The sequence below is a fragment of the Phocoenobacter atlanticus subsp. cyclopteri genome, assembly GCF_018343795.1.
GTDB lineage: Bacteria > Pseudomonadota > Gammaproteobacteria > Enterobacterales > Pasteurellaceae > Phocoenobacter > Phocoenobacter atlanticus.
The window spans coordinates 642,922-663,337 of sequence record NZ_CP074346.1 but is presented as its reverse complement, the minus strand read 5'-3'; the positions used below and the strand labels follow the sequence as shown (position 1 = coordinate 663,337).

The following is a 20,416-nucleotide window of genomic DNA, read 5'->3' as shown; positions in this document are numbered from 1 at the left end:
TTATGAAAATTATTTTATTAGGTGCACCGGGTGCAGGAAAAGGAACACAAGCACAATTTATTATGAATAAATTTGGTATCCCACAAATCTCAACAGGGGATATGTTCCGTGCAGCAATCAAAGCAGGCACTGAATTAGGTAAACAAGCAAAAGCGTTAATGGACGAAGGTAAATTAGTACCTGATGAATTAACCGTTGCATTAGTGCGTGATCGTATCGCACAACCAGATTGTGAAAAAGGTTTCCTGTTAGACGGTTTTCCACGCACAATCCCACAAGCGGACGCATTAAAAGAGTCAGGCGTAGCGATTGATTTCGTTTTAGAATTTGACGTGGCTGATGAAGTGATCGTTGAGCGTATGAGCGGTCGTCGTGTACACCAACCTTCTGGACGTACTTATCACGTGGTTTACAATCCACCAAAAGTAGAAGGTAAAGATGACGTAACAGGCGAAGATTTAATTATCCGCCAAGACGATAAACCTGAAACCGTATTAGATCGTTTAGCGATTTATCACAAACAAACTAAACCATTAGTGGAATACTATGATAAAGAAGCACAAGCAGGCAACACAAAATACTTCAAGCTAGATGGTACCAAGAAAGTGGAAGAAGTCAGTGCTGAATTGGATAAGATTTTAGGTTAAAGTTAGACTTTAACTGAAAATATTAAAAAATAAGCGGTAGTATTTAGCATAAATTTTACAAAAATAAGAGGTTAATTATTATGTCAGAAATATCTAGTCTTTCTCCTTCATTACTTTGGAAATGGTTTGATAAAGTTTGTGAAATTCCACATCCATCTTACCACGAAGAACAATTAGCTCACTTTATTGTAGATTGGGCAAAATCTCAATCACTCTTTGCTAATGGGTTACTGCAAAAAATACCACGCTTGGTGCTGATAATGGTATTGGTTTAGCCTCTTGTTTAGCCGTATTAGAAAGTAATGATATCGCTCACCCTGATTTAGAAGTATTGCTCACAATGACGGAAGAAACAGGTATGGCAGGAGCGGTGGATTTACGCCCGAATTGGTTACAAGGTGATATTTTAATTAATACTGATACTGAAGATAATGGTGAAATTTATGTCGGTTGTGCAGGAGGAGAAGACGCTAGTTTTGATATCCCGGTGCAACACGAAGACAATAAATTTGATACAGCAATACAAATATCTCTTAAAGGGCTACGAGGCGGTCACTCTGGATGTGATATTCATACCACCAGAGGAAATGCCATTAAATTAATGGTACGTTTCTTAGAAGCACTTAAGCAACAAGTTGAATTTCAACTTATTGATATTCAAGGAGGAAGTGTTCGTAATGCCATTCCTCGTGAAGCGGTGACTTCCATTGCATTTTTTGCAAAAAATAATGACAATGTGACCGCTTTCATTAAGCAATTTGAAGCGAAGTTACAACAAGAATTAGCTATTGCTGAACCTAATTTAGTGTTCTTAGTTGAAGAAATTCAACCTGCTCAACAAATCTTTACTCAAAAAAGCACAACTACCGTCATCAATACATTAAATATTCTGCCTAATGGAATTATTCGTAATAGCGATGTGGTTGAAGGTGTGGTAGAAACCTCATTGAGTACAGGGGTACTAAAAACGGAAAATAATCAAGTTTCTGCTATTATTTTAGTGCGTTCATTAGTTGAAGAAGGTAAGATTGAAGTTCAAGGAAAATTAAGAGCTTTAGCGGAATTGGTCGGTGCAAGCGTGACATTTTCTGGTAGCTATCCGGGTTGGAATCCTGATCCTAATTCAAAAATCACTCCTATTACAAAGCAGGTTTATGATAAATTATTAGGTTATGAATCTAAAATTAAGGTGATCCACGCAGGGCTTGAATGTGGTTTATTGAAAAAAGCCTATCCAAATATTGATATGGTTTCAATTGGTCCAACAATCCGTAATGCTCATTCACCAGATGAAAAAGCCCATATTCCTGCTGTTCAAATTTATTGGGATTTATTAATTGAGTTGTTGAAAAATATTCCAACAGCCGCTTAATCGTTGATATTAATATTTAGAGACAGTTTAATGTTCAACTGTCTCTAAATATTCCAAGATTTACTTACCCCTCACAACTGCTACAACTTAGCAAGTTACGATTAAACACCTGTGCCGCACTCATACTATATTGATAATAAATAGATTTTACCCCTAATTCTTCCGCCGTTAAATAAAGTTGGTTCAAATCTCTTGCGGGCGTATTTGGATGTACCATTAGGTTAATGCTCTGCCCTTGATCAATATAATTTTGACGCTGTGCCGCTTGCTGAATAACACTTAATTGGCTAATTTCCGAGAAAGTTTTAAAGACGTCTTTTTCGTATTCCGATAGTTCTGTTAAATGTTGCACCGATCCATCATTCACTAAAATACTTTCCCATACTTTTTCATTGTCTAAACCTTTTTCTTTGAGTAATTTTTCTAAGAATGGATTTTTATACACCATTTTTATTTTTGCTAAATCTTTGACATAGTAATTCGATTTAAACGGCTCAACAGACGGCGATACGCTACCTAAAATAAAGCTACTAGATTTCGTCGGTGCAATACTCATCAAGGTGGTATTACGGCGACCATAACCTTGTAAAATTTCAGGCTCGCCAAAAAGTGTCGCTAATTCTTGGGAGGCTTTTAAGGTTTTTTGTTGTAGCGTTTTAAAAATCTCATTATTTTTTTGCATTGCTTCAAAACTATCAAAAGCAATATGATTTGCTTGTAAATAACTATGCCACCCCAAAACACCTAAGCCTAACGCTCGATGACGTTTCGCAAAACGATTTGCTTTATCTAAAAAAGGAACAGTTGCACTTTTTTCAATAAATTCACTCATTACTGCGTCTAAGAAATAGGTCAGCACTTCTGGTGCGTCAGTCTCTTTCCATTCATCAAAATAGAGCAAATTCATTGATGATAAACAACACACGAAACTTTCTTGCGTGTTTGACGGCAACATAATCTCAGTACACAAATTAGAGGCGTGGATATTCATATTTTTATCTTTATAAACATCTGGTCGCCCTGCATTCGCATTGTCTTTAAAGAAAAGATAAGGAATACCCGTTTCTGTTTTGCGTTGTAAAATTTTTGCCCATTTCTGACGTTTATAAGGGTCGCCTGCTTTCATTGATTCAAGCCACTCGTGTCCCACACATACACCATAATACATTAACTGAATCGGATTGCCTTCGGTGTGAATATCCAACCATTCCTCAATATCGGCGTGTTCAATATCAATATAACCAGCAAACTGCCCTTTTCGAGAAGTGCCTTGTGAAATCACATCAATAGTGGTGTCGAATAATTTGCTAAAATTAAATGAGCCATCAGATTTACCATTGTGACTAATATTGCTACCACGTGGACGAATATCGCCAAAGTAAGCGGATGTTCCACCACCTATTTTGCTCATCATTCCCACTTCTGCAACGGTGGACATAATATCAGCGATAGAATCCCCGATATAGCTCCCAAAACAAGAAATCGGTAGTCCTCGATCTAAACCAAAATTAGACCAAATTGGAGATGAAAGCGAGAAATAACCACGTGCCATATAATGATAAAATTTATCGGCAAAGCCTTTAATATTTAGCTTTTGTTCTGCGTGATCAGCAATATAACGAATACGCTCTAAAGCGGTTGTGCCTTCAAGCAAGTAACCACGTTGTAAAAATAAACGGCTGTCTTCATTTAACCAGTCAAAATCTGGTCGCTCTGTGTTTGAATAAGGGGTATTAGAATAAGTCATCGGCGGTAATCTGCTTCATTTTTTTGCTGTAATCGGTACTACGTTTGTTAAAGAAATCGGTCTCTTTGCCAGATAAAATTTCAATATCAAACCACTGGGTTTCTTTTAATAACTCTTCATCCACTTGATAAGGGGCTTCAAGCCCTAAGGTTGAAAGTGAATGGTTATAACGGTTCATTATGTAATTTTCGACGGTTTTAAAATCAATAAAATCAAGATCGCCCTCTTCAAAAATCCACGCAAGAATACTGCGTTCTGCCTCTAAGGCTTGATTCGCTAAGCCTTTTAATTCTGCATAAAAATCATCACTAAATAATTCACTGTGTTCATCGCGTAAAATTTCATAAAGTGCGATCCCAAAACGTCCGTGAATTTCTTCTTCTTTTGATGTGGCTTCAACCGCATTGGAAATTCCTTTAAATAAATTTTTATGTTTATTAAATGACATAATCACTAAAAACTGTCCAAATAAAGAAATATGCTCAACAAAAAGAGAAAATAGCACCAAAGAGAGTACAAACTGCTCTTTACCCACCTCTTTTTCTCGCATAAATTCTTCCATATAATTGATGCGATCCATAAGCGGTTGGATTTCTGTAATATTTGCAAACATATCATTCAAACCTAATTTTTCAAGCAAGAAAGAATAAGCATCTTTGTGGCGAACTTCACTTTCTGCAAAAGTCCCACCCACATCATCAATTTCAGGTTTTGGAAAATAACGATATAAATCGCCCCAGAAACGTTTTACATTCACTTCAATTTGAGAAATGGCTAACATTGAACGGGTTAAAACACTACGTTCTTTTTGATTGATAACGGTTTTATAATCTTGAATATCACTTGAAAAATTAAATTCCGTATGCAACCAGTAAGAATGGCGAATAGCATCTTTAAATTCGAGTAATTCAGGGTATTCATAAGGTTTAATTTGAATACGTTTTTCAAAAAGGTTTCTTGACATAATTCCCCAATATTTTATTAAAATTAATGGTACAATATACAATAAAAATAGCATTAATGCTAATAATTACTATTAATATTACAGCAGTTAATTATCAACTTTCTGTTTTCTAATGAGAAAATAATAAATGCAAGAAAATACCTTTATTTATCCAAAAGCACATCTAATTGCAGGTGTTGATGAAGTAGGACGAGGACCTTTAGTTGGTGCCGTAGTTACTGCTGCAGTTATACTTGATCCGAACAACCCAATCAAAGGATTAAATGATTCTAAAAAGCTGTCTGAAAAACGCCGAGAAGAATTAGCAAAAGAAATTAAACAAAAAGCATTATGCTGGTCTTTAGGACGTGCAGAACCAGAAGAAATTGATCAAATCAATATTTTAAATGCCACAATGTTAGCAATGCAAAGAGCCGTACAAGGGCTTATTTTACAACCTGACTTTGTACTCGTTGATGGTAATCGTACGCCTAATTTTGCAATGCCCTCCGAAGCAATTATCAAAGGAGATGGCTTGGTTGCTGAAATTAGTGCAGCCTCTATTTTAGCAAAAGTCACCCGTGATAACGAAATGAGAGAATTGGATAAACAGTTTCCTGAATATGGTTTTGCCAAACACAAAGGTTACCCAACTAAACTCCATTTTGAAAAACTAGCAGAATTTGGAGTAACACCTTTTCATCGCAAAAGTTTTGCTCCGATAATGAAACTTTTGCGACAAAGTTAATCTAACAGGATACGCTAGAAAATAGGTAACTGTCAGATAAAATCTAAGCGAGCACATTCTCAAAAAACCTAATAACAAAGCTTCTTAAACTCCTCAAAAAAACTCGGAAAAGTTTTTGCCGTGCAGTCAGGATCTAAAATGGTTACAGGTGTATTTGATAATGCAATTAATGAAAAACACATTGCTATTCTATGATCATTATAAGTTTCAATTTCAGCGTGTTTAAATTGATTCAAAGGTAACGGTTGAATACGGATAAAGTCTTCGCGCTCTTCTACTTCTGCTCCTACTTTACGTAATTCTGTTGCCATTGCGGTTAAGCGGTCGGTTTCCTTAACTCGCCAATTATAAATATTACGAATAACGGTTTCCCCTTTAGCAAAAAGAGCGGTGGTTGCAATGGTCATCGCAGCATCAGGAATATGGTTCATATCCATATCAATGCCCTTTAACTCCCCTCTTTCTACTTCCACAAAATCACTTCCCCACGTGACTTTTGCTTCCATTTTTTCTAAAACATCAACAAACAAGCGGTCACCTTGAATGGAATTTTTGCAAATCCCAGTGACTTTAACTTTACCTTTAATGGCTGCTGCCGCTAAAAAATAAGAGGCTGAGGAGGCATCGCCCTCAACTAAATATTGATTTGGTGAAACATAGTGCTGATTGCCTTTAATATGGAATGTTTGATAATTATTATTTTGTACCGCTACACCAAAATCTTTCATCATTGCGAGGGTAATATCAATATAAGGTTTAGAAACTAAATCACCGATAATCTCAATCTCTAAATAGCCCTCAACAAGAGGTGAAACCATTAAAAGAGCGGTTAAAAACTGACTGGAAATCGAACCGTCAATCTTAACTTTTCCACCTTGCAAACCACTATTTTGAATTACAATCGGTGGATAACCATCATTTTCTAGATATTCAATTTTTGCCCCAATTTGACGTAATGCATCCACTAAATGAAGAATAGGACGCTCTTTCATACGAGGTTCACCTGTTAGCACGACTTCAGCATCTTTATTACCTTTTAGACATAGTGCAGCAGCTAATGGACGCATTGCCGTTCCTGCATTTCCCAAAAATAGCGATAACCCATTTTGTATATCAAATGCTCCACCCACACCGTGAATTTCACATACTGTTTTATCATCAGAAAGCTGATATTTTACGCCTAACTCTTTTAGTGCATTCAGCATATATCGAGTATCATCGCTATCCAACAGATTGGTAATTTTAGTTGTTCCAGTGGCTAATGCAGATAATAGCAATGCACGATTAGATAGGCTTTTAGAGCCAAGTAAATTAATTTCTCCGTCTATTTTGGAGATTGGGGAAAGGGTTAGTTTTTTCATTTTTCTCTACATTATTTAATATTGTAGAGACGTAGCATGCTACGTCTCTATGCCATTTACATTTATTTCTCATTAATCTAATTTTCAGGATTATCTAAAATAGGTTCTGTTATTTGATCAAAGGATTTTTCATTTCTAATGATATGTTTATGAAATCAATATTACCACAAAAATTCTAGCTTTAAAAAACTTGTTAGGTATTGCAAATAAGAATAAATATCATTATAATATCAATAACAAACTATTCCTATATTTATCACTGAAAAAATTCAATCATTTTAAATAAAATTCCCTGTCACAGGTATGGAGTTTTTATGAAAACAAAACCACATTTACTTAAAAGATTAACACCTTATATGGGTGAGAAAAAATATTTACTCGCTACATCTTTGGTATTATCTGCAATTTCCGCAACACTAGGTTTATTACCTTTTGTTTTTCTTTGGTTAATTGCCAAAGAATTATTTGCTACACAACCTGATCTCAGTAACGTAGGCTGGTATGCAGGGGGAACATTGGGATCTGCCCTGTTGGCGATGTTACTCTATTTTTTAGCCTTAACTTCTTCACATCTTGCAGCTTTTCGTACAGAAGTCGGTATGCGAAAAATAGGTATGCAACGCATTATGAATATGCCTTTAGGCTTTTTTGATCATAATCAAAGCGGTAAAATACGTAAAATTATTGATGACAACGCCAGTCAAACTCATACTTTTTTAGCACATCAATTACCCGATTTATCTGCAACTATTATCGCTCCTCTGCTTATGTTGTTACTAATGCTTGTAATTGATTGGCAATTGGGACTAGTTTCATTAATCCCAATTGCCTTAGGATTTATCTCAATGAGTTTTATGATGAGTAAAAGTGGAGAAGAATTTCGTCAAAAATATATGGATCACCTTGAAGAAATGAGCAGTGAATCTGTTGAATATGTACGTGGTATTCCAATAGTAAAAACATTTGGACAAAGTGTCTATGCCTTTACTCGTTTTGTAGATAGTATTACTCGCTATAAAGAAACGGTTTATACTTACACCCTTTTATTTCAAAAACAAATGGCATTTTATACTGTCATTATGCAATCTGCTGCATTTTTTCTTGTACCATTTACGCTATTTTTTATCAGCAATGACAACCTTGGACAAACACTGAGTAATATCATTTTTTACCTACTTATTGCACCTAATTTTACTTTGTTATTTATGCGTAGTATGCAGTTTCAGCATTTTACTAGTGTAACAAAACAATGCCTTGATCACTTTGATACTATTTTAGACTATCCTGAGATGATATTTGTCCCTGAAAGCGAAATGCCAAAAACGTTTGATGTAGAATTTAAAAATGTAGTGTTTGCCTATGATGGTAGCGATCGTAACGCAGTAGATGGTATCAGTTTTACCATTAATGCAGGTGAAACTGTTGCACTTATTGGTACATCAGGTGGAGGGAAAACCACCATTGCACGTTTATTAGCACGTTTTTGGGATGTAAAATCAGGAGAGATATTGATTGGTGGACAAAATATTAAGACCTTATCTCGCCAAACATTAATGAATTGTATTGCTTTTGTATTTCAAAATACGAAATTATTTAAACTATCTCTAAGGGATAATATTACCTATGGCAAAACAAATACGAGTGAAAGTGAAATTGATCGAGCCATTGATTTATCTCAAAGTCGTGAAATTATTGATAATCTACCAGAAGGATTAGAGACTCAGGTTGGAAAAAAAGGCACTTATTTATCAGGTGGTGAACAACAACGTATCGCTTTAGCAAGAGCAATTTTAAAAGATGCACCCATTGTACTTTTAGATGAAGCCACTGCCTTTGCTGATCCTGAAAATGAACATCTTATTCAACAGGCTTTACAAGAACTCAGTAAAGGAAAAACCACATTAATGATTGCACACCGTTTAACGACTGTGCAACAGGCAGATAAAATTTTAGTGATTGATAATGGTAAAATTGTACAAAGTGGTACACATTCACAGCTTCTTACTGAAGGTGGATTATATCAACAAATGTGGAATGAATATCAACAAGCAATAGATTGGAAACTTGACAATGTAGGAGGTGCAAAATGATTAAGTTTTTCCAGAACCATTTTGCCCTTAGTGAAACAGGTGCAAAAGACTTACGTACCGCTATTTTCTGGCGTACCTTATTAAATTTAAGTATGATGTTACCTGTCGTCCTTACATTTACTTTTTTACAAGATTATTTAGGGCTACTCAAATCAGAAACGCTACCATCATACGGCATCTTATTTTATCTTATTTTTGCATTATGTGCTTTTTTAGTAATGTACAGTTTAGCTTATATTGATTACGAAAAGTGTTATACCAAAATATACAATGAAAGTGCTGACCGTCGTATTAAATTAGCCGAAACCCTACGCCAACTACCTATGGCATTTTTTGGTAAAAAAGATACCGCCGATTTAAGCTCTCTAATTATGGAAGATGCCACCCAAATAGAAATGCTGTTTTCTCACGCTGTACCTCAGATTTTTGCCGCAGCCATCAGTATGAGCGTAATGGGCTTATCAATGTTCTTTTACGATTGGCGAATGAGTTTGGCAATATTTTGGGTCGTCCCTGTCGGTTTTTTGGTATTTTATTTATCTAAACAAAAAATGCAACGCAATCACGATGTTATCTATGCTCAACGACTGCTAATAAGTGAACAAATCCAAAATGGTATGGATATGGTGCAAGAGATTAAATCTTATAACCAAGAAACCCACTATTTAGACACTCTCAATCAAACCCTAGATGAATATGAGAATAAATTGATTAATCTTGAATTGCTCGGAGGTGCTTTATTAAATATCTCTTACTCTATGCTAAAACTTGGATTACCGAGTGTCATTATCATTGGTGCGTGGCTATTTTCTCAAGATACTATCAGTCTATTCACCTATTTAGTTTTTTTAATTCTTGTTGGACGTATCTATGACCCATTTATAGATGTAATGAACCATTTTGCATTGTTACTGTATCTTAATGTTCGTATTAAGCGTATGAAAGAAATGGACGCAATGCCAAGACAAACAGGGAATAAAACATTTAATCCAACTCATTTTGATATTGAATTTAAGGCTGTTAATTTTAGCTATCAAACAGGAATGAAAACTTTACAAGATGTTAGTTTTGTCGCAAAACAAGGAGAAGTCACTGCTCTGATTGGTCCTTCAGGTGGAGGTAAAAGTACTGTTGCCAAACTTGCAGCTCGCTTTTGGGATATAGATAGTGGTGAGATCCTACTGGGTGGTCAAAATATCAGTGAGATTGAACCAGAAGTATTGCTTGCTCATTTTGCTATCGTATTTCAAGATGTTGCACTATTTAATAGTACTATAATGGAAAATATTCGTCTTGGTCGCAAAGATGCAACAGATGAAGAAGTGAAAGAGGCAGCTCGTATTGCACAATGTGTTGAATTTATTGAACGTTTACCACAAGGCTATGACACCCTTATCGGTGAAAATGGTGAAAAATTGTCAGGAGGTGAACGTCAGCGTATATCTATTGCACGTGCATTACTAAAAGATGCGCCTGTTATTTTACTGGATGAAGCCACCGCTAGTCTTGACGCTAGAAATGAAAGCAAAATTCAACAAGCTATTAGTGCGTTAATAAAAAACAAAACGGTACTTATTATTGCTCACCGTATGCGTACTGTTGTTAATGCCGATAAAATTGTGACAATTAAAGCAGGGCAAGTAGTTGAAACGGGTACACCTGAAATCTTAAAAACACAAAATGGCGTATTTTCAATGATGTTAAAAGCACAAAATAATTAAATACAGAGGTAAAAATGGAAAAAGATTGGTCTCCAATAGCAAAAAAATTTGATAAGTTTCAACACTATATTGCAGGTGAAGAAACAATCTCTCAAATTATAGCAAAACTTTCACAGCTAAAAGAATTAGGAAATGTCGTAGAATTTGGTTGTGGCACTGGTCATTGCACCAAAGTGTTAGCCACTAACTGTAACACAATTTTAGCCACTGATATTTCAGAACAAATGATTGAAATTGCTAAAACAAACTTAATTGAATTTGACAATATAAGTGTACAACAAACTAATTGTTACTCAACAAACCTTGCTGAAAATAGCTACGATACGGTATTTATGGCAAATTTAATTCACATTGTTAGCCAACCTGAAAAAGCCCTAGCCGAAGCGTATCGTTTATTAAAACCAAATGGAAAATTGATTATAGTTTCATACACCACAGATGGTATGACCTATATTAATATTCTCAAAATGATCTATCGCTCTTTAAAAGTATTTGGCAAACCACCACAAGGAGGAACAAGGTTTGGCTTAAATACACTTATAGATTTTGTGAATACTCATCAATTCAGTGTTGAAGAAGCTAAACTACTAGGTGATAAACAAAGTAAAGCAATGTTTGTAATAGCTAAAAAATCATCTTAATTATCTATAATAAAACCCCAAAAGTTATATTAAACTTTTGGGGTTCGTAAAATTACTCACTTCTTAATATTTATACTGTACACCTAACAATAGTTAATTTAGCTACAAAATATAGCGGTTACATTAAATCCAAAATTTGCAAATTAGACATAAAGTTAATTTACTCTACTGTTTATTAGGCAACTTCTTCCAAGTTACTTCATTCCTTAAATAAATTGGTTCAATATCTAACGCACTTTGCGTATTTCCTTTTACTAATTCAATTTGAGCTAAAGGCAACATAAACTCAGCCTGTGGCAGAGTTATATCTGTTTCAGTTACCTCTAAATTACTTTCTTTAAACTGAGAATAAGCATTCCAGCCAGTACCCACTACCACACAATTTTGTATTTTACTTTGTTGAATTTGCTCAATGGCTTTTTCAGGAGTACAAACTTGTTCTTGAATTACCTCTTTCCAACCGTTTTCTGTTTTTGTTAGTTGAGAGAAATAAACTTCGTTCATTCTTGCATCAATCAAGCAAATCACATTTTCAACATTTAGCTGTTGATAAGCTTGTTGTGCCATTGTTGTGAGGTTTGAGATTGGGATTACGGGTAAATTTACGCCAAAAGCTAAACCTTGAGCAACACTGACACCAACTCGTACACCAGTGAAACTACCTGGTCCACGTCCAAACGCAAGGGCATCAACTTTAGATAATTGAATATTGGCATTGTTTAATAGTTCATCAACCATAGGTAAAATGCGTTGTGTATGACTACGAGGGCTTAATTCATTAAAAGTGGTAATTTTCTCTTTATGCAACAAAGCCACAGAACAGGATTCTGTGGCAGTATCTATCACTAAAATTGTTTTCGACATTTTTTGACCTATTCTAAATTTATTTTGCTCTATTTTTACGGCGTATTGCAACGGCGTCTGCAAGTTGGAATAAGATTTTTTCACTGTCTTCCCAATTAATACAGGCATCAGTGACACTTTGTCCATAAGTAAGTGCTTTGCCATCAATTAAATCTTGACGCCCCTCGACTAAATGACTTTCAATCATTACACCTGAAATCAAATCAGAACCTTGTGCTATTTGATTTGCAATATCATCACTGACGACTAATTGACGTTTAAATTGTTTTTGACTATTGGCGTGGCTAAAATCTACCATTACGTGAGGTCTAAAATTTGCTTTTTTAAGTTCATCACACGCATTTTTAATCGATTGTTCATCATAATTTGTACCATTACTTCCCCCACGTAAAATAATATGACAATCAGGGTTTCCTGCGGTCGATACAATGGCAGAATGCCCAAATTTGGTAACGGATAAAAAATGATGAGGTGCTTTTGCTGATGCAATGGCATCTAAAGCGACTTGTACTGAACCATTGGTTGCATTTTTAAAACCCACAGCACAAGATAATCCTGACGCTAATTCACGGTGAACCTGTGATTCTGTGGTTCTTGCACCAATTGCTCCCCAGCTCATAAAATCGGCTAGATATTGCGGCGTAATCATATCTAAAAACTCTCCAGCGGTTGGTACTGTCATATCATTAATATCAGAAAGTACTTTACGAGCAATACGCAATCCATCATTTAAGGAGTAAGTTTCATTTAAATAAGGATCATTAATTAATCCTTTCCAACCCACTGTGGTACGAGGTTTTTCAAAATAGACTCGCATTACTAATTCTAAATGTTGGTTAATCCGTGGATTGGCTCTCATTTCTTTGATTTTTTCTGCATAATCTAATGCCAGTTGATGATGATGGATAGAACAAGGACCAATTACAACCAATAAACGATCATCATTACCTTGTATAATATTATGGATCGTATTACGTGTTTTTTCTACTGTATCTGCTGCAATATTACTTGCTGGTAAGCTTTCCAATAATGCAACTGGTGGCAATAATTGTTCAATATTTTTTATTCTAATATCATCATTTCTATACATCATTATGCTATCTTTCCTTATTCTTTTATATTGTGATTAATATTAACCATTCTATTTGGTCTAAGAACATTATTCTTATCTATTTCTGCTATACCTAAAAAGTAATGATTATCTGAAAATAAACGAACTTGCCCATAAATTTGCTGATCGTTCATCAATTTTAAGCGTTGTCCAAATCCAATTGCTTTAGTTTGTTCTGCATCTAAATCAATTTTTGGCAACCCCGCCACTGCACTGTCTACAGGTAATAAATGTTGATCTAAAAGAGTTAAATCATCTTGCTCGCTAAGTTGTTGTAATTCTTCCCAAGTTATCATTTTATCTTGTGGATAATTAGCAACGGCAATGCGTCGTAATACGGTTACGTGAGCACCACAACCTAACACTTCACCTAAATCATCAACCAAAGTACGAATATAAGTCCCTTTTGAACAATGCACTTCCAAAGTTAAATAAGGGGCTTCATAGCTGATAAATTTAAGCTCAAAAATGGTAATCGGGCGAGCTTCACGCTCAACGGTAATTCCCGCTCTGGCATATTCATACAATGGCTTACCGTTATGTTTCAACGCTGAAAACATCGTTGGCACTTGTAAAATATCGCCTCTAAATTGTGTTAAAGCATCAATAATCTGTGATTGTTCAACATTTATCCCACGAGTTTGCACAACCTCACCCTCAGCATCAGAACTATCCGTTCTTTCACCTAACTTTGCCGTGACAACGTACCGCTTATTAGAGTCTAATAAAAACTGTGAAAACTTGGTTGCTTCGCCTAAACAAATTGGTAACATTCCTGTGGCTAATGGGTCTAATGCCCCTGTATGCCCTGCTTTATTTGCTTTAAATAGACGTTTTACTTTTTGTAAAATATCATTAGAGCTCATTCCCTGAGGCTTATCTAATAGAAAAACACCGTGAATATCCCTGCCCTTTTTAGTTGGTCTTCTACCCACGATTATTCCTCTGTTGTGCTTTTTTGCTTATCTTTACGAATAACATCACTCACAAGGTTAGACATACGCATACCTTCAACCAACGATTGATCATAGAAGAAACGAAGCTCTGGAACAATACGTAAACGCATTGCTTTCGCAACGAGATTACGAATATAGCCTGATGCTTGATTTAAACCTTCTAAGCCACGCTCAACTACACTATCATCTTCATCAAATAAGAAAGTAACAAATATTTTTGCATAAGCAAGATCTCGACTAATTTCAACATCTGAAACAGTTACCATTCCAACTCGAGGATCTTTCACTTCTCGTTGTAAAATAATTGCCACTTCTTTTTGTAATTCCTGTGCAACTCGGTCTGATCGTGTAAACTCTTTCGCCATTTTTTATATCCTTTTGTTAGCAAACAAGCGGTAAGATCTTATAAAAAATTTGCAAATTTTTTGATAAATCTAACCGCTTATATATTGTTAAAATATATCATAGACAAGGCGTGCCTTGTCTCTACACATATTTTTTAGATTGAACGTTGAATTTCAATAATTTCAAAGACTTCGATTTGGTCGCCAACTTTAACATCATTGTAGTTTTTCACGCCCATACCACATTCCATATTACTACGAACTTCTGCAACATCATCTTTAAAACGACGTAATGAATCTAATTCACCTTCAAAGATAACAATATTATCACGTAATACACGAATTGGATTGTTACGTTTTACAATACCTTCGGTTACCATACAACCTGCGATCGCACCAAATTTAGGGTGACGGAATACATCACGCACTTCAGCTAAACCGATAATTTCTTGTTTAAACTCAGGTGCAAGCATACCGCTCATCGCCGCTTTAATTTCATTTAATAATTCATAAATAATTGAATAATAACGTAAATCTAAGTTTTCTGTTTCAATTACACGACGAGCAGATGCATCAGCACGTACGTTAAATCCTAAGATAATTGCATTTGACGCCGCTGCAAGGGTTGCGTCTGTTTCTGTGATACCACCAACACCAGAACCAACAACTTTTACTTTCACTTCTTCCGTTGAAAGTTCAACTAATGCTTGACTAATGGCTTCAACTGAACCTTGAACATCGGCTTTAACAATAACGTTTAACTCCGCTACATCACCTTCGGTCATATTAGTAAACATATTTTCAAGTTTTGCTTTTTGTTGGCGAGCAAGTTTCACATCACGGAATTTACCCTGACGGTATAGAGCCACTTCACGTGCTTTTTTCTCATCACGTACAACGGTTGCTTCATCCCCTGCTGCAGGAACGCCTGAAAGACCTAATACCGCAACTGGGATTGAAGGACCTGCAGATTCAATGGTTTTACCATTTTCATCACGCATTGCTCGCACACGACCGTATTCAAAGCCACAAAGTATGATATCACCTTTGTTTAAAGTACCTGATTGAACAAGGATTGTTGCTACTGGACCACGACCTTTATCTAAGTAAGATTCAATGACCACTCCGCTTGCCATACCTTCTTTAACTGCCGTTAATTCAAGTACTTCTGATTGTAATAAAATAGCATCTAATAATGCATCAACGCCCGTACCTTGTTTTGCTGATACGTGCACAAATTGAATGTCACCACCAAATTTTTCAGAAACAACTTCATATTGTAATAATTCTTGCTCAACACGGTCAGGATTTGCTTCTGGTTTATCTACTTTGTTTACTGCAACAACTAAAGGAACTTCTGCCGCTCTTGCGTGCTGAATTGCCTCAATTGTTTGTGGCATTACACCATCATCTGCAGCAACAACAAGGATAACGATATCCGTTGATTTAGCGCCACGTGCACGCATTGAAGTAAAGGCGGCGTGTCCCGGTGTATCCAAGAAAGTAACCATTTTACCGTCATCAGTTTCAACGTGATAAGCACCGATATGCTGTGTAATACCGCCAGCTTCGCCATCAGCAACTTTTGCTTTACGAATATAATCAAGTAATGAAGTTTTACCGTGATCTACGTGTCCCATAATGGTTACTACTGGTGCTCGATTTACTTTTTCAAGATTTAAATCACGATCACTCATTAACGCTTCTTCAAGTTCGTTCTCTTTACGAAGCACAACTTTATGCCCCATTTCTTCTGCAACAAGTTGAGCTGTTTCTTGGTCAATTACTTGGTTAATGGTTGCCATAGCCCCCATTTTCATCATCGTTTTAATGACTTCGGTTGCTTTGATTGCCATTTTATTTGCAAGCTCTGCAACAGTGACGGTTTCGCCAATAACCACATCACGAGTAACCGGTGCTGCAGGTTTAGTAAAGCTTTGTTGAATAGACGAATTGCCTTTTTTCACATTACGCTTACCTTTACCCAGTTTTAAATTACCTTTTTGACCACGACTTTGATTACGGCGATTTTCTTCTCGTTCATTCTTTTTAGAATCTTCATTAATGACTTTCTTCGTTTTTTTACGCCCTTTACTTTCACTTTTACGCTCTGAATCAAATTCAGCTTCACGAGCATAATCTGAAGTAAAACGAGCATCTTCAAATTCTTCTATTTTTTCTGTTTTGACTTCATCTTGAGTCATTTCGGCTAAACGACGAGCTTCCTCCGCTGCTTTTTTTGCAGCTTCTTCTGCTTTTTTAAGAGCAAGTTCTTCTTGTTTACGACGAAATTCCTCTTCTTCTTTTGATTTTGTCGTTTTTTTATCCTCTGCTTTTACCGATTTTTTAGTCTTTTTAGGCGTAGCGTCTGCGTTTACTTTTGCTTCTTTATCTGCTTTTTCTTTCTTCGCTTTAGCTTTTTCTTCCGCTTTCAATTTCGCTTCTTTTTCAGCTTTTAATTTTGCTTCTTTTTCGGCTTGTTCTTTAGCTTTCGCTTCTTCTAACTCTTTCTGTTTTGCAGCTTTCACTGCTTCTACATCAATTTTACGAGATTTACGTACTTCAACTTGGACTTTTTTGGCTTTTCCACCCGTAGTTGTCGCACTTACTGTCGTTTTAGTACGACGTTGTAAACTTAATTTTTTAGGTGCTTTTTTTTCTTCTGTCATTTTAATTCTCCTTACAGTGATTAACTAAACCAGCAAATTTCACGTGCTGCCATAATTAACTCGCCTGCTTTTTCTGATGATAATTCTTCAATATCAGCTAAATCATCAGTACCCTGCTCAGCTAATTCTTCTAATGTAACAATGCCTTTTTCAGCTAGCTTAAATGCGATATGACGCTCCATACCTTCAAGATTTAATAATTTATCTTCAATATGTGCATCTTCTAACATTTTTTCTTCAAGCATTACTTGTTTAGTAATAGCTGTTTTTGCTCGCTCTTGCAACTCTTCAACCAAATCTTCATCTTCAAGCCCCTCAATTGTTGTCACTTCGTCAATAGGTACATAAGCAATTTCTTCTAGTGATGAAAAACCTTCATCAATAAGAAGTTGTGCGAAGTCATCATCAATCTCAAGTGCTTCCATAAATAGATGAAGAATTTTATCATCTTCTGCTTGATGTTTTTTATCAAGATCTTTTATGGTCATCACATTTAAAGTCCAACCGGTTAATTGTGTGGCTAAACGTACGTTTTGACCATTACGACCAATTGCTTGTGCAAGTGCTGTTTCTTCTACTGCAATATCCATTGTGTGTGTATCTTCATCAACAACAATAGATGCAACATCAGCAGGAGCCATCGCATTAATCGCAAACTGTGCTGGATTGTCATCCCAAAGTACGATATCTACGCGTTCACCACCTAATTCGTTACTAATCGCTTGAACTCTTGCACCACGCATACCTACACAAGCACCGACAGGATCAATGCGTTTATCATTACTCTTCACTGCGATTTTTGCACGAGATGCAGGATCACGAGCAGCACCTTTAATTTCAATTAATTCTTCACCAATTTCTGGTACTTCTAGTCTGAATAACTCTTCAAGCATTACAGGTTTTGAACGAGTAACAAATAATTGAGGTCCTTTTGAATCTGGCTTAATTTCATAAAGAACACCACGTACTCTATCTCCTGGGCGAAGATTTTCACGAGGTAACATATCTTCTCGCACAATAACCGCTTCAGCTTGATAACCTAAATCTAAAATAATTTGCTCACGGTTTACTTTTTTAACTGTACCATTAATAATTTCACCTAATTGTGAACGGAACTGTTCAATCACTTTATTGCGTTCAGCTTCACGAATTTTAGTTGTAATTACCTGACGTGCGGTTTGCATTGTAATACGATCAAATGGAATTGAATCAATTTCATCTTCCATCACATCACCTACCTGAATAGTTGGATCATCATATTGAGCTGCTTCAATACTCATTTCACGAGTTGTATTATGTACTTCTGTAACCACAGTCCAACGTCGAAATGTTTGAAAATCACCTGTTTTACGATTAATCACTACTCGGACATCAACATCTAATTCTTTTTTCTTTCTTGTTGAAATTGCCAATGCCATTTCTAAGGCTTCAAAAATTGCTTCTTTTGGTAGCAATTTTTCGTTAGAGACAGCTTCTGCTGCCAATAAAATCTCTTTACTCATTTTAAATACCTTTTAAAAATTAAAAATTGGAACTAAATTTGCTTTCTGAATGTTGCCAAATGCAAAGTTTTGCATTTCATTCTCAACCTTTAATGTGACTAAATCATTCTCAACACTAACTAACTCGCCCTGCCATTTACGACGATCAAACATTGGAATACGTAGATGTATAATTACATCTCGTCCAATAAAACGTTGATAATGCTCTGGAGTAAATAGTGGACGATCCAAACCAGGAGAGGAAACCTCTAGATTATACTTATCACTAATTGGATCTTCAACATCAAAAATAGCACTTACTTGACGGCTCACACTACTACAATCTTCTACAGTTACGCCGTCTTCTTTATCAATATAAATACGAACAGTTAAAAAATGTCCTGCTCTCTGTGTTTCAATGCCTACTAACTCAAATCCCATTGCTTCAATAGAAGTTTGCGTTAGTTCTTGTAGCTTTTGCTCTAATGTAGCCAAAGATACCTCCTAATAATTAAATATAAAAAAAGAGCTATATAAGCTCCTTCTTAGAAAAATAGTCAAATATTTATTATGACCTTGTTTAATTCCTACAAAAAAGCCCCAACAAATTGTTTGGGACTTTTTAAAATATGTTTTTACCTTGTTCTAATAAAAACAAAGCCCATTTTCAAACAAGAAAATGAGCTTAAAAAAGCTGGTTGCGGGGGCTGGATTTGAACCAACGACCTTCGGGTTATGAGCCCGACGAGCTACCAAGCTGCTCCACCCCGCGTCTGATAGGGGATGATTATAGTCATTTTTTTTATTAATGCAAGTATTTTATAGATATTTTAAAAAATTTATTTTCTCTCATTTTCTAAGCATTGTGTTGATAAACTCGTAACTGAACATCAACATCAATCTCCAACTCATCAAGTTGTTGAACAGCGACTTTTCCTTCATAAGTTGCTCGATACAAATGAGGCGTCATTATCATTAACTGTGAAAGCTGAGTTTTATTTAGTAAGGTATGATAGGTTGTATAATCTTTTTCTATACAACGAAACAAAGACTCATTTAATAATGGTTTTTCACGAAAAGGTTTAATCATCGGATAGATCACTTTTCTTAAAGATAACAAGTGTTTTTCTCCTGCATCAAGAGTAACTATATAGCCATTTGGCTTTAGCACTCGAGCAAATTCTTCTGCCACCTCAAAACCAAATGCACTAACTAGGATATCCACACTATTATCCGCTAATGGAATATGCGCATTACTCGCTGTAAGCCATTTGGCTGGAAATTTTGCCGACTTAGCTGCTTTTTGAACAGCAAATTTAGAAATATCCCAACCAATAAATTGACCGCCATTATCATAAAAATAGTCTAAAGAAGGAAAACAAAGTCGTTGCACCTGACGTAAGTAATACCCTTCACCACAACCTGCATCAGCAATAACTTTGGGTTGCCCTTGTGTCAATTTCATCACTGTCTTTGCCAATAGTTCAGCGATAGGCGAATAAGCCCCACTTTCTAAAAAACTATGACGCTCATTCACCATTTCACGACTATCACCTGGTGATTTACTGCGTTTTTGATTGACTAATAATAAGTTCAGATCCCCTGCTTTTCCTTGATCAAAGCAATGATTATTCTCACAACGATATGATTTTTCAGATAGGTTTAATTCAGTCTTACAATGGGGACAGATCAGCATAAAATTCTCATTAGTATAAATTTAC

The 20,416-nt window shown here is 35.7% G+C and carries 16 protein-coding genes, 1 tRNA gene and 1 pseudogene; 6 read left to right on the top strand and 12 right to left on the bottom strand.

Going from position 1 to position 20,416, the window contains the following annotated elements:
• The first annotated feature begins 2 nt into the window (after positions 1-2).
• Entirely contained in the window at positions 3-647 is a 645-nt protein-coding gene (gene adk, locus KGI96_RS03065; RefSeq protein WP_211597506.1) for an adenylate kinase, read from the top strand.
• An 80-nt stretch (positions 648-727) separates the two neighbouring features.
• Positions 728-2,019 (top strand): annotated as a pseudogene (gene pepD / locus KGI96_RS03060) (beta-Ala-His dipeptidase).
• Between the two features lie 64 nt (positions 2,020-2,083).
• Here the strand turns inward: pepD and KGI96_RS03055 are convergent.
• Positions 2,084-3,766, bottom strand: coding sequence for a ribonucleoside-diphosphate reductase subunit alpha (locus KGI96_RS03055; protein ID WP_211597505.1), 1,683 nt, complete (start codon positions 3,764-3,766; stop codon positions 2,084-2,086).
• Positions 3,753-4,730, bottom strand: a complete 978-nt coding sequence (locus KGI96_RS03050; RefSeq protein ID WP_211597504.1) for a ribonucleotide-diphosphate reductase subunit beta — start codon at positions 4,728-4,730, stop codon at positions 3,753-3,755. The genes KGI96_RS03055 and KGI96_RS03050 overlap by 14 nt, the downstream gene beginning before the upstream one ends.
• 127 nt (positions 4,731-4,857) lie before the next feature.
• Between KGI96_RS03050 and rnhB the strand changes: the two genes are divergently transcribed.
• Complete coding sequence (rnhB, locus tag KGI96_RS03045; RefSeq protein WP_211597503.1) at positions 4,858-5,457, top strand: ribonuclease HII; 600 nt, start codon at positions 4,858-4,860, stop codon at positions 5,455-5,457.
• Between the two features lie 68 nt (positions 5,458-5,525).
• On the opposite strand, the gene aroA is transcribed toward rnhB, so the two are convergent.
• Positions 5,526-6,818 carry a 3-phosphoshikimate 1-carboxyvinyltransferase gene (gene aroA, locus KGI96_RS03040; protein WP_211597502.1) on the bottom strand — a complete coding sequence of 431 codons (1,293 nt, stop codon included), beginning with the start codon at positions 6,816-6,818 and terminating at the stop codon, positions 5,526-5,528.
• A gap of 314 nt (positions 6,819-7,132) precedes the next feature.
• Here aroA and KGI96_RS03035 point away from each other — a divergent pair, with 314 nt between their 5' ends.
• From KGI96_RS03035 to KGI96_RS03025, 3 genes are read left to right on the top strand one after another with little or no spacing between them, the layout of a single operon-like run.
• Positions 7,133-8,908: an ABC transporter ATP-binding protein gene (locus tag KGI96_RS03035; RefSeq protein WP_211597501.1), complete on the top strand. Its 1,776-nt coding sequence runs from the start codon at positions 7,133-7,135 to the stop codon at positions 8,906-8,908.
• On the top strand, positions 8,905-10,629 hold the full coding sequence (locus tag KGI96_RS03030; RefSeq protein WP_211597500.1) for an ABC transporter ATP-binding protein: 1,725 nt from the start codon (positions 8,905-8,907) through the stop codon (positions 10,627-10,629). The genes KGI96_RS03035 and KGI96_RS03030 overlap by 4 nt, the downstream gene beginning before the upstream one ends.
• Positions 10,630-10,643: 14 nt before the next feature.
• Positions 10,644-11,270, top strand: a complete 627-nt coding sequence (locus KGI96_RS03025; RefSeq protein WP_211597499.1) for a class I SAM-dependent methyltransferase — start codon at positions 10,644-10,646, stop codon at positions 11,268-11,270.
• 165 nt (positions 11,271-11,435) lie between these two features.
• Here KGI96_RS03025 and tsaB read toward each other — a convergent pair whose 3' ends face one another.
• The 9 genes from tsaB to KGI96_RS02980 form a co-directional block, all read right to left on the bottom strand.
• On the bottom strand, positions 11,436-12,134 hold the full coding sequence (tsaB, locus tag KGI96_RS03020; RefSeq protein ID WP_211597498.1) for a tRNA (adenosine(37)-N6)-threonylcarbamoyltransferase complex dimerization subunit type 1 TsaB: 699 nt from the start codon (positions 12,132-12,134) through the stop codon (positions 11,436-11,438).
• Between the two features lie 19 nt (positions 12,135-12,153).
• Complete coding sequence (gene aroG / locus KGI96_RS03015) at positions 12,154-13,227, bottom strand: 3-deoxy-7-phosphoheptulonate synthase AroG (RefSeq protein ID WP_211597497.1); 1,074 nt, start codon at positions 13,225-13,227, stop codon at positions 12,154-12,156.
• A 14-nt stretch (positions 13,228-13,241) separates the two neighbouring features.
• The gene (truB, locus tag KGI96_RS03010) at positions 13,242-14,180 is read right to left on the bottom strand and encodes a tRNA pseudouridine(55) synthase TruB (protein ID WP_211597496.1); all 939 of its coding nucleotides are present in this window, start codon (positions 14,178-14,180) and stop codon (positions 13,242-13,244) included.
• A 2-nt stretch (positions 14,181-14,182) separates the two neighbouring features.
• Entirely contained in the window at positions 14,183-14,566 is a 384-nt protein-coding gene (gene rbfA / locus KGI96_RS03005; RefSeq protein ID WP_211597495.1) for a 30S ribosome-binding factor RbfA, read from the bottom strand.
• 134 nt (positions 14,567-14,700) lie between these two features.
• On the bottom strand, positions 14,701-17,214 hold the full coding sequence (gene infB, locus KGI96_RS03000; protein ID WP_211597494.1) for a translation initiation factor IF-2: 2,514 nt from the start codon (positions 17,212-17,214) through the stop codon (positions 14,701-14,703).
• 20 nt (positions 17,215-17,234) lie between these two features.
• The gene (gene nusA, locus KGI96_RS02995) at positions 17,235-18,716 is read right to left on the bottom strand and encodes a transcription termination factor NusA (protein WP_211597493.1); all 1,482 of its coding nucleotides are present in this window, start codon (positions 18,714-18,716) and stop codon (positions 17,235-17,237) included.
• A 12-nt stretch (positions 18,717-18,728) separates the two neighbouring features.
• Complete coding sequence (gene rimP, locus KGI96_RS02990; protein ID WP_211597492.1) at positions 18,729-19,190, bottom strand: ribosome maturation factor RimP; 462 nt, start codon at positions 19,188-19,190, stop codon at positions 18,729-18,731.
• Positions 19,191-19,390: 200 nt separating this feature from the next.
• A tRNA-Met gene (locus KGI96_RS02985) sits at positions 19,391-19,467 on the bottom strand.
• A gap of 84 nt (positions 19,468-19,551) precedes the next feature.
• On the bottom strand, positions 19,552-20,391 hold the full coding sequence (locus KGI96_RS02980; protein WP_211597491.1) for a putative RNA methyltransferase: 840 nt from the start codon (positions 20,389-20,391) through the stop codon (positions 19,552-19,554).
• Between the last annotated feature and the right edge of the window lie 25 nt (positions 20,392-20,416).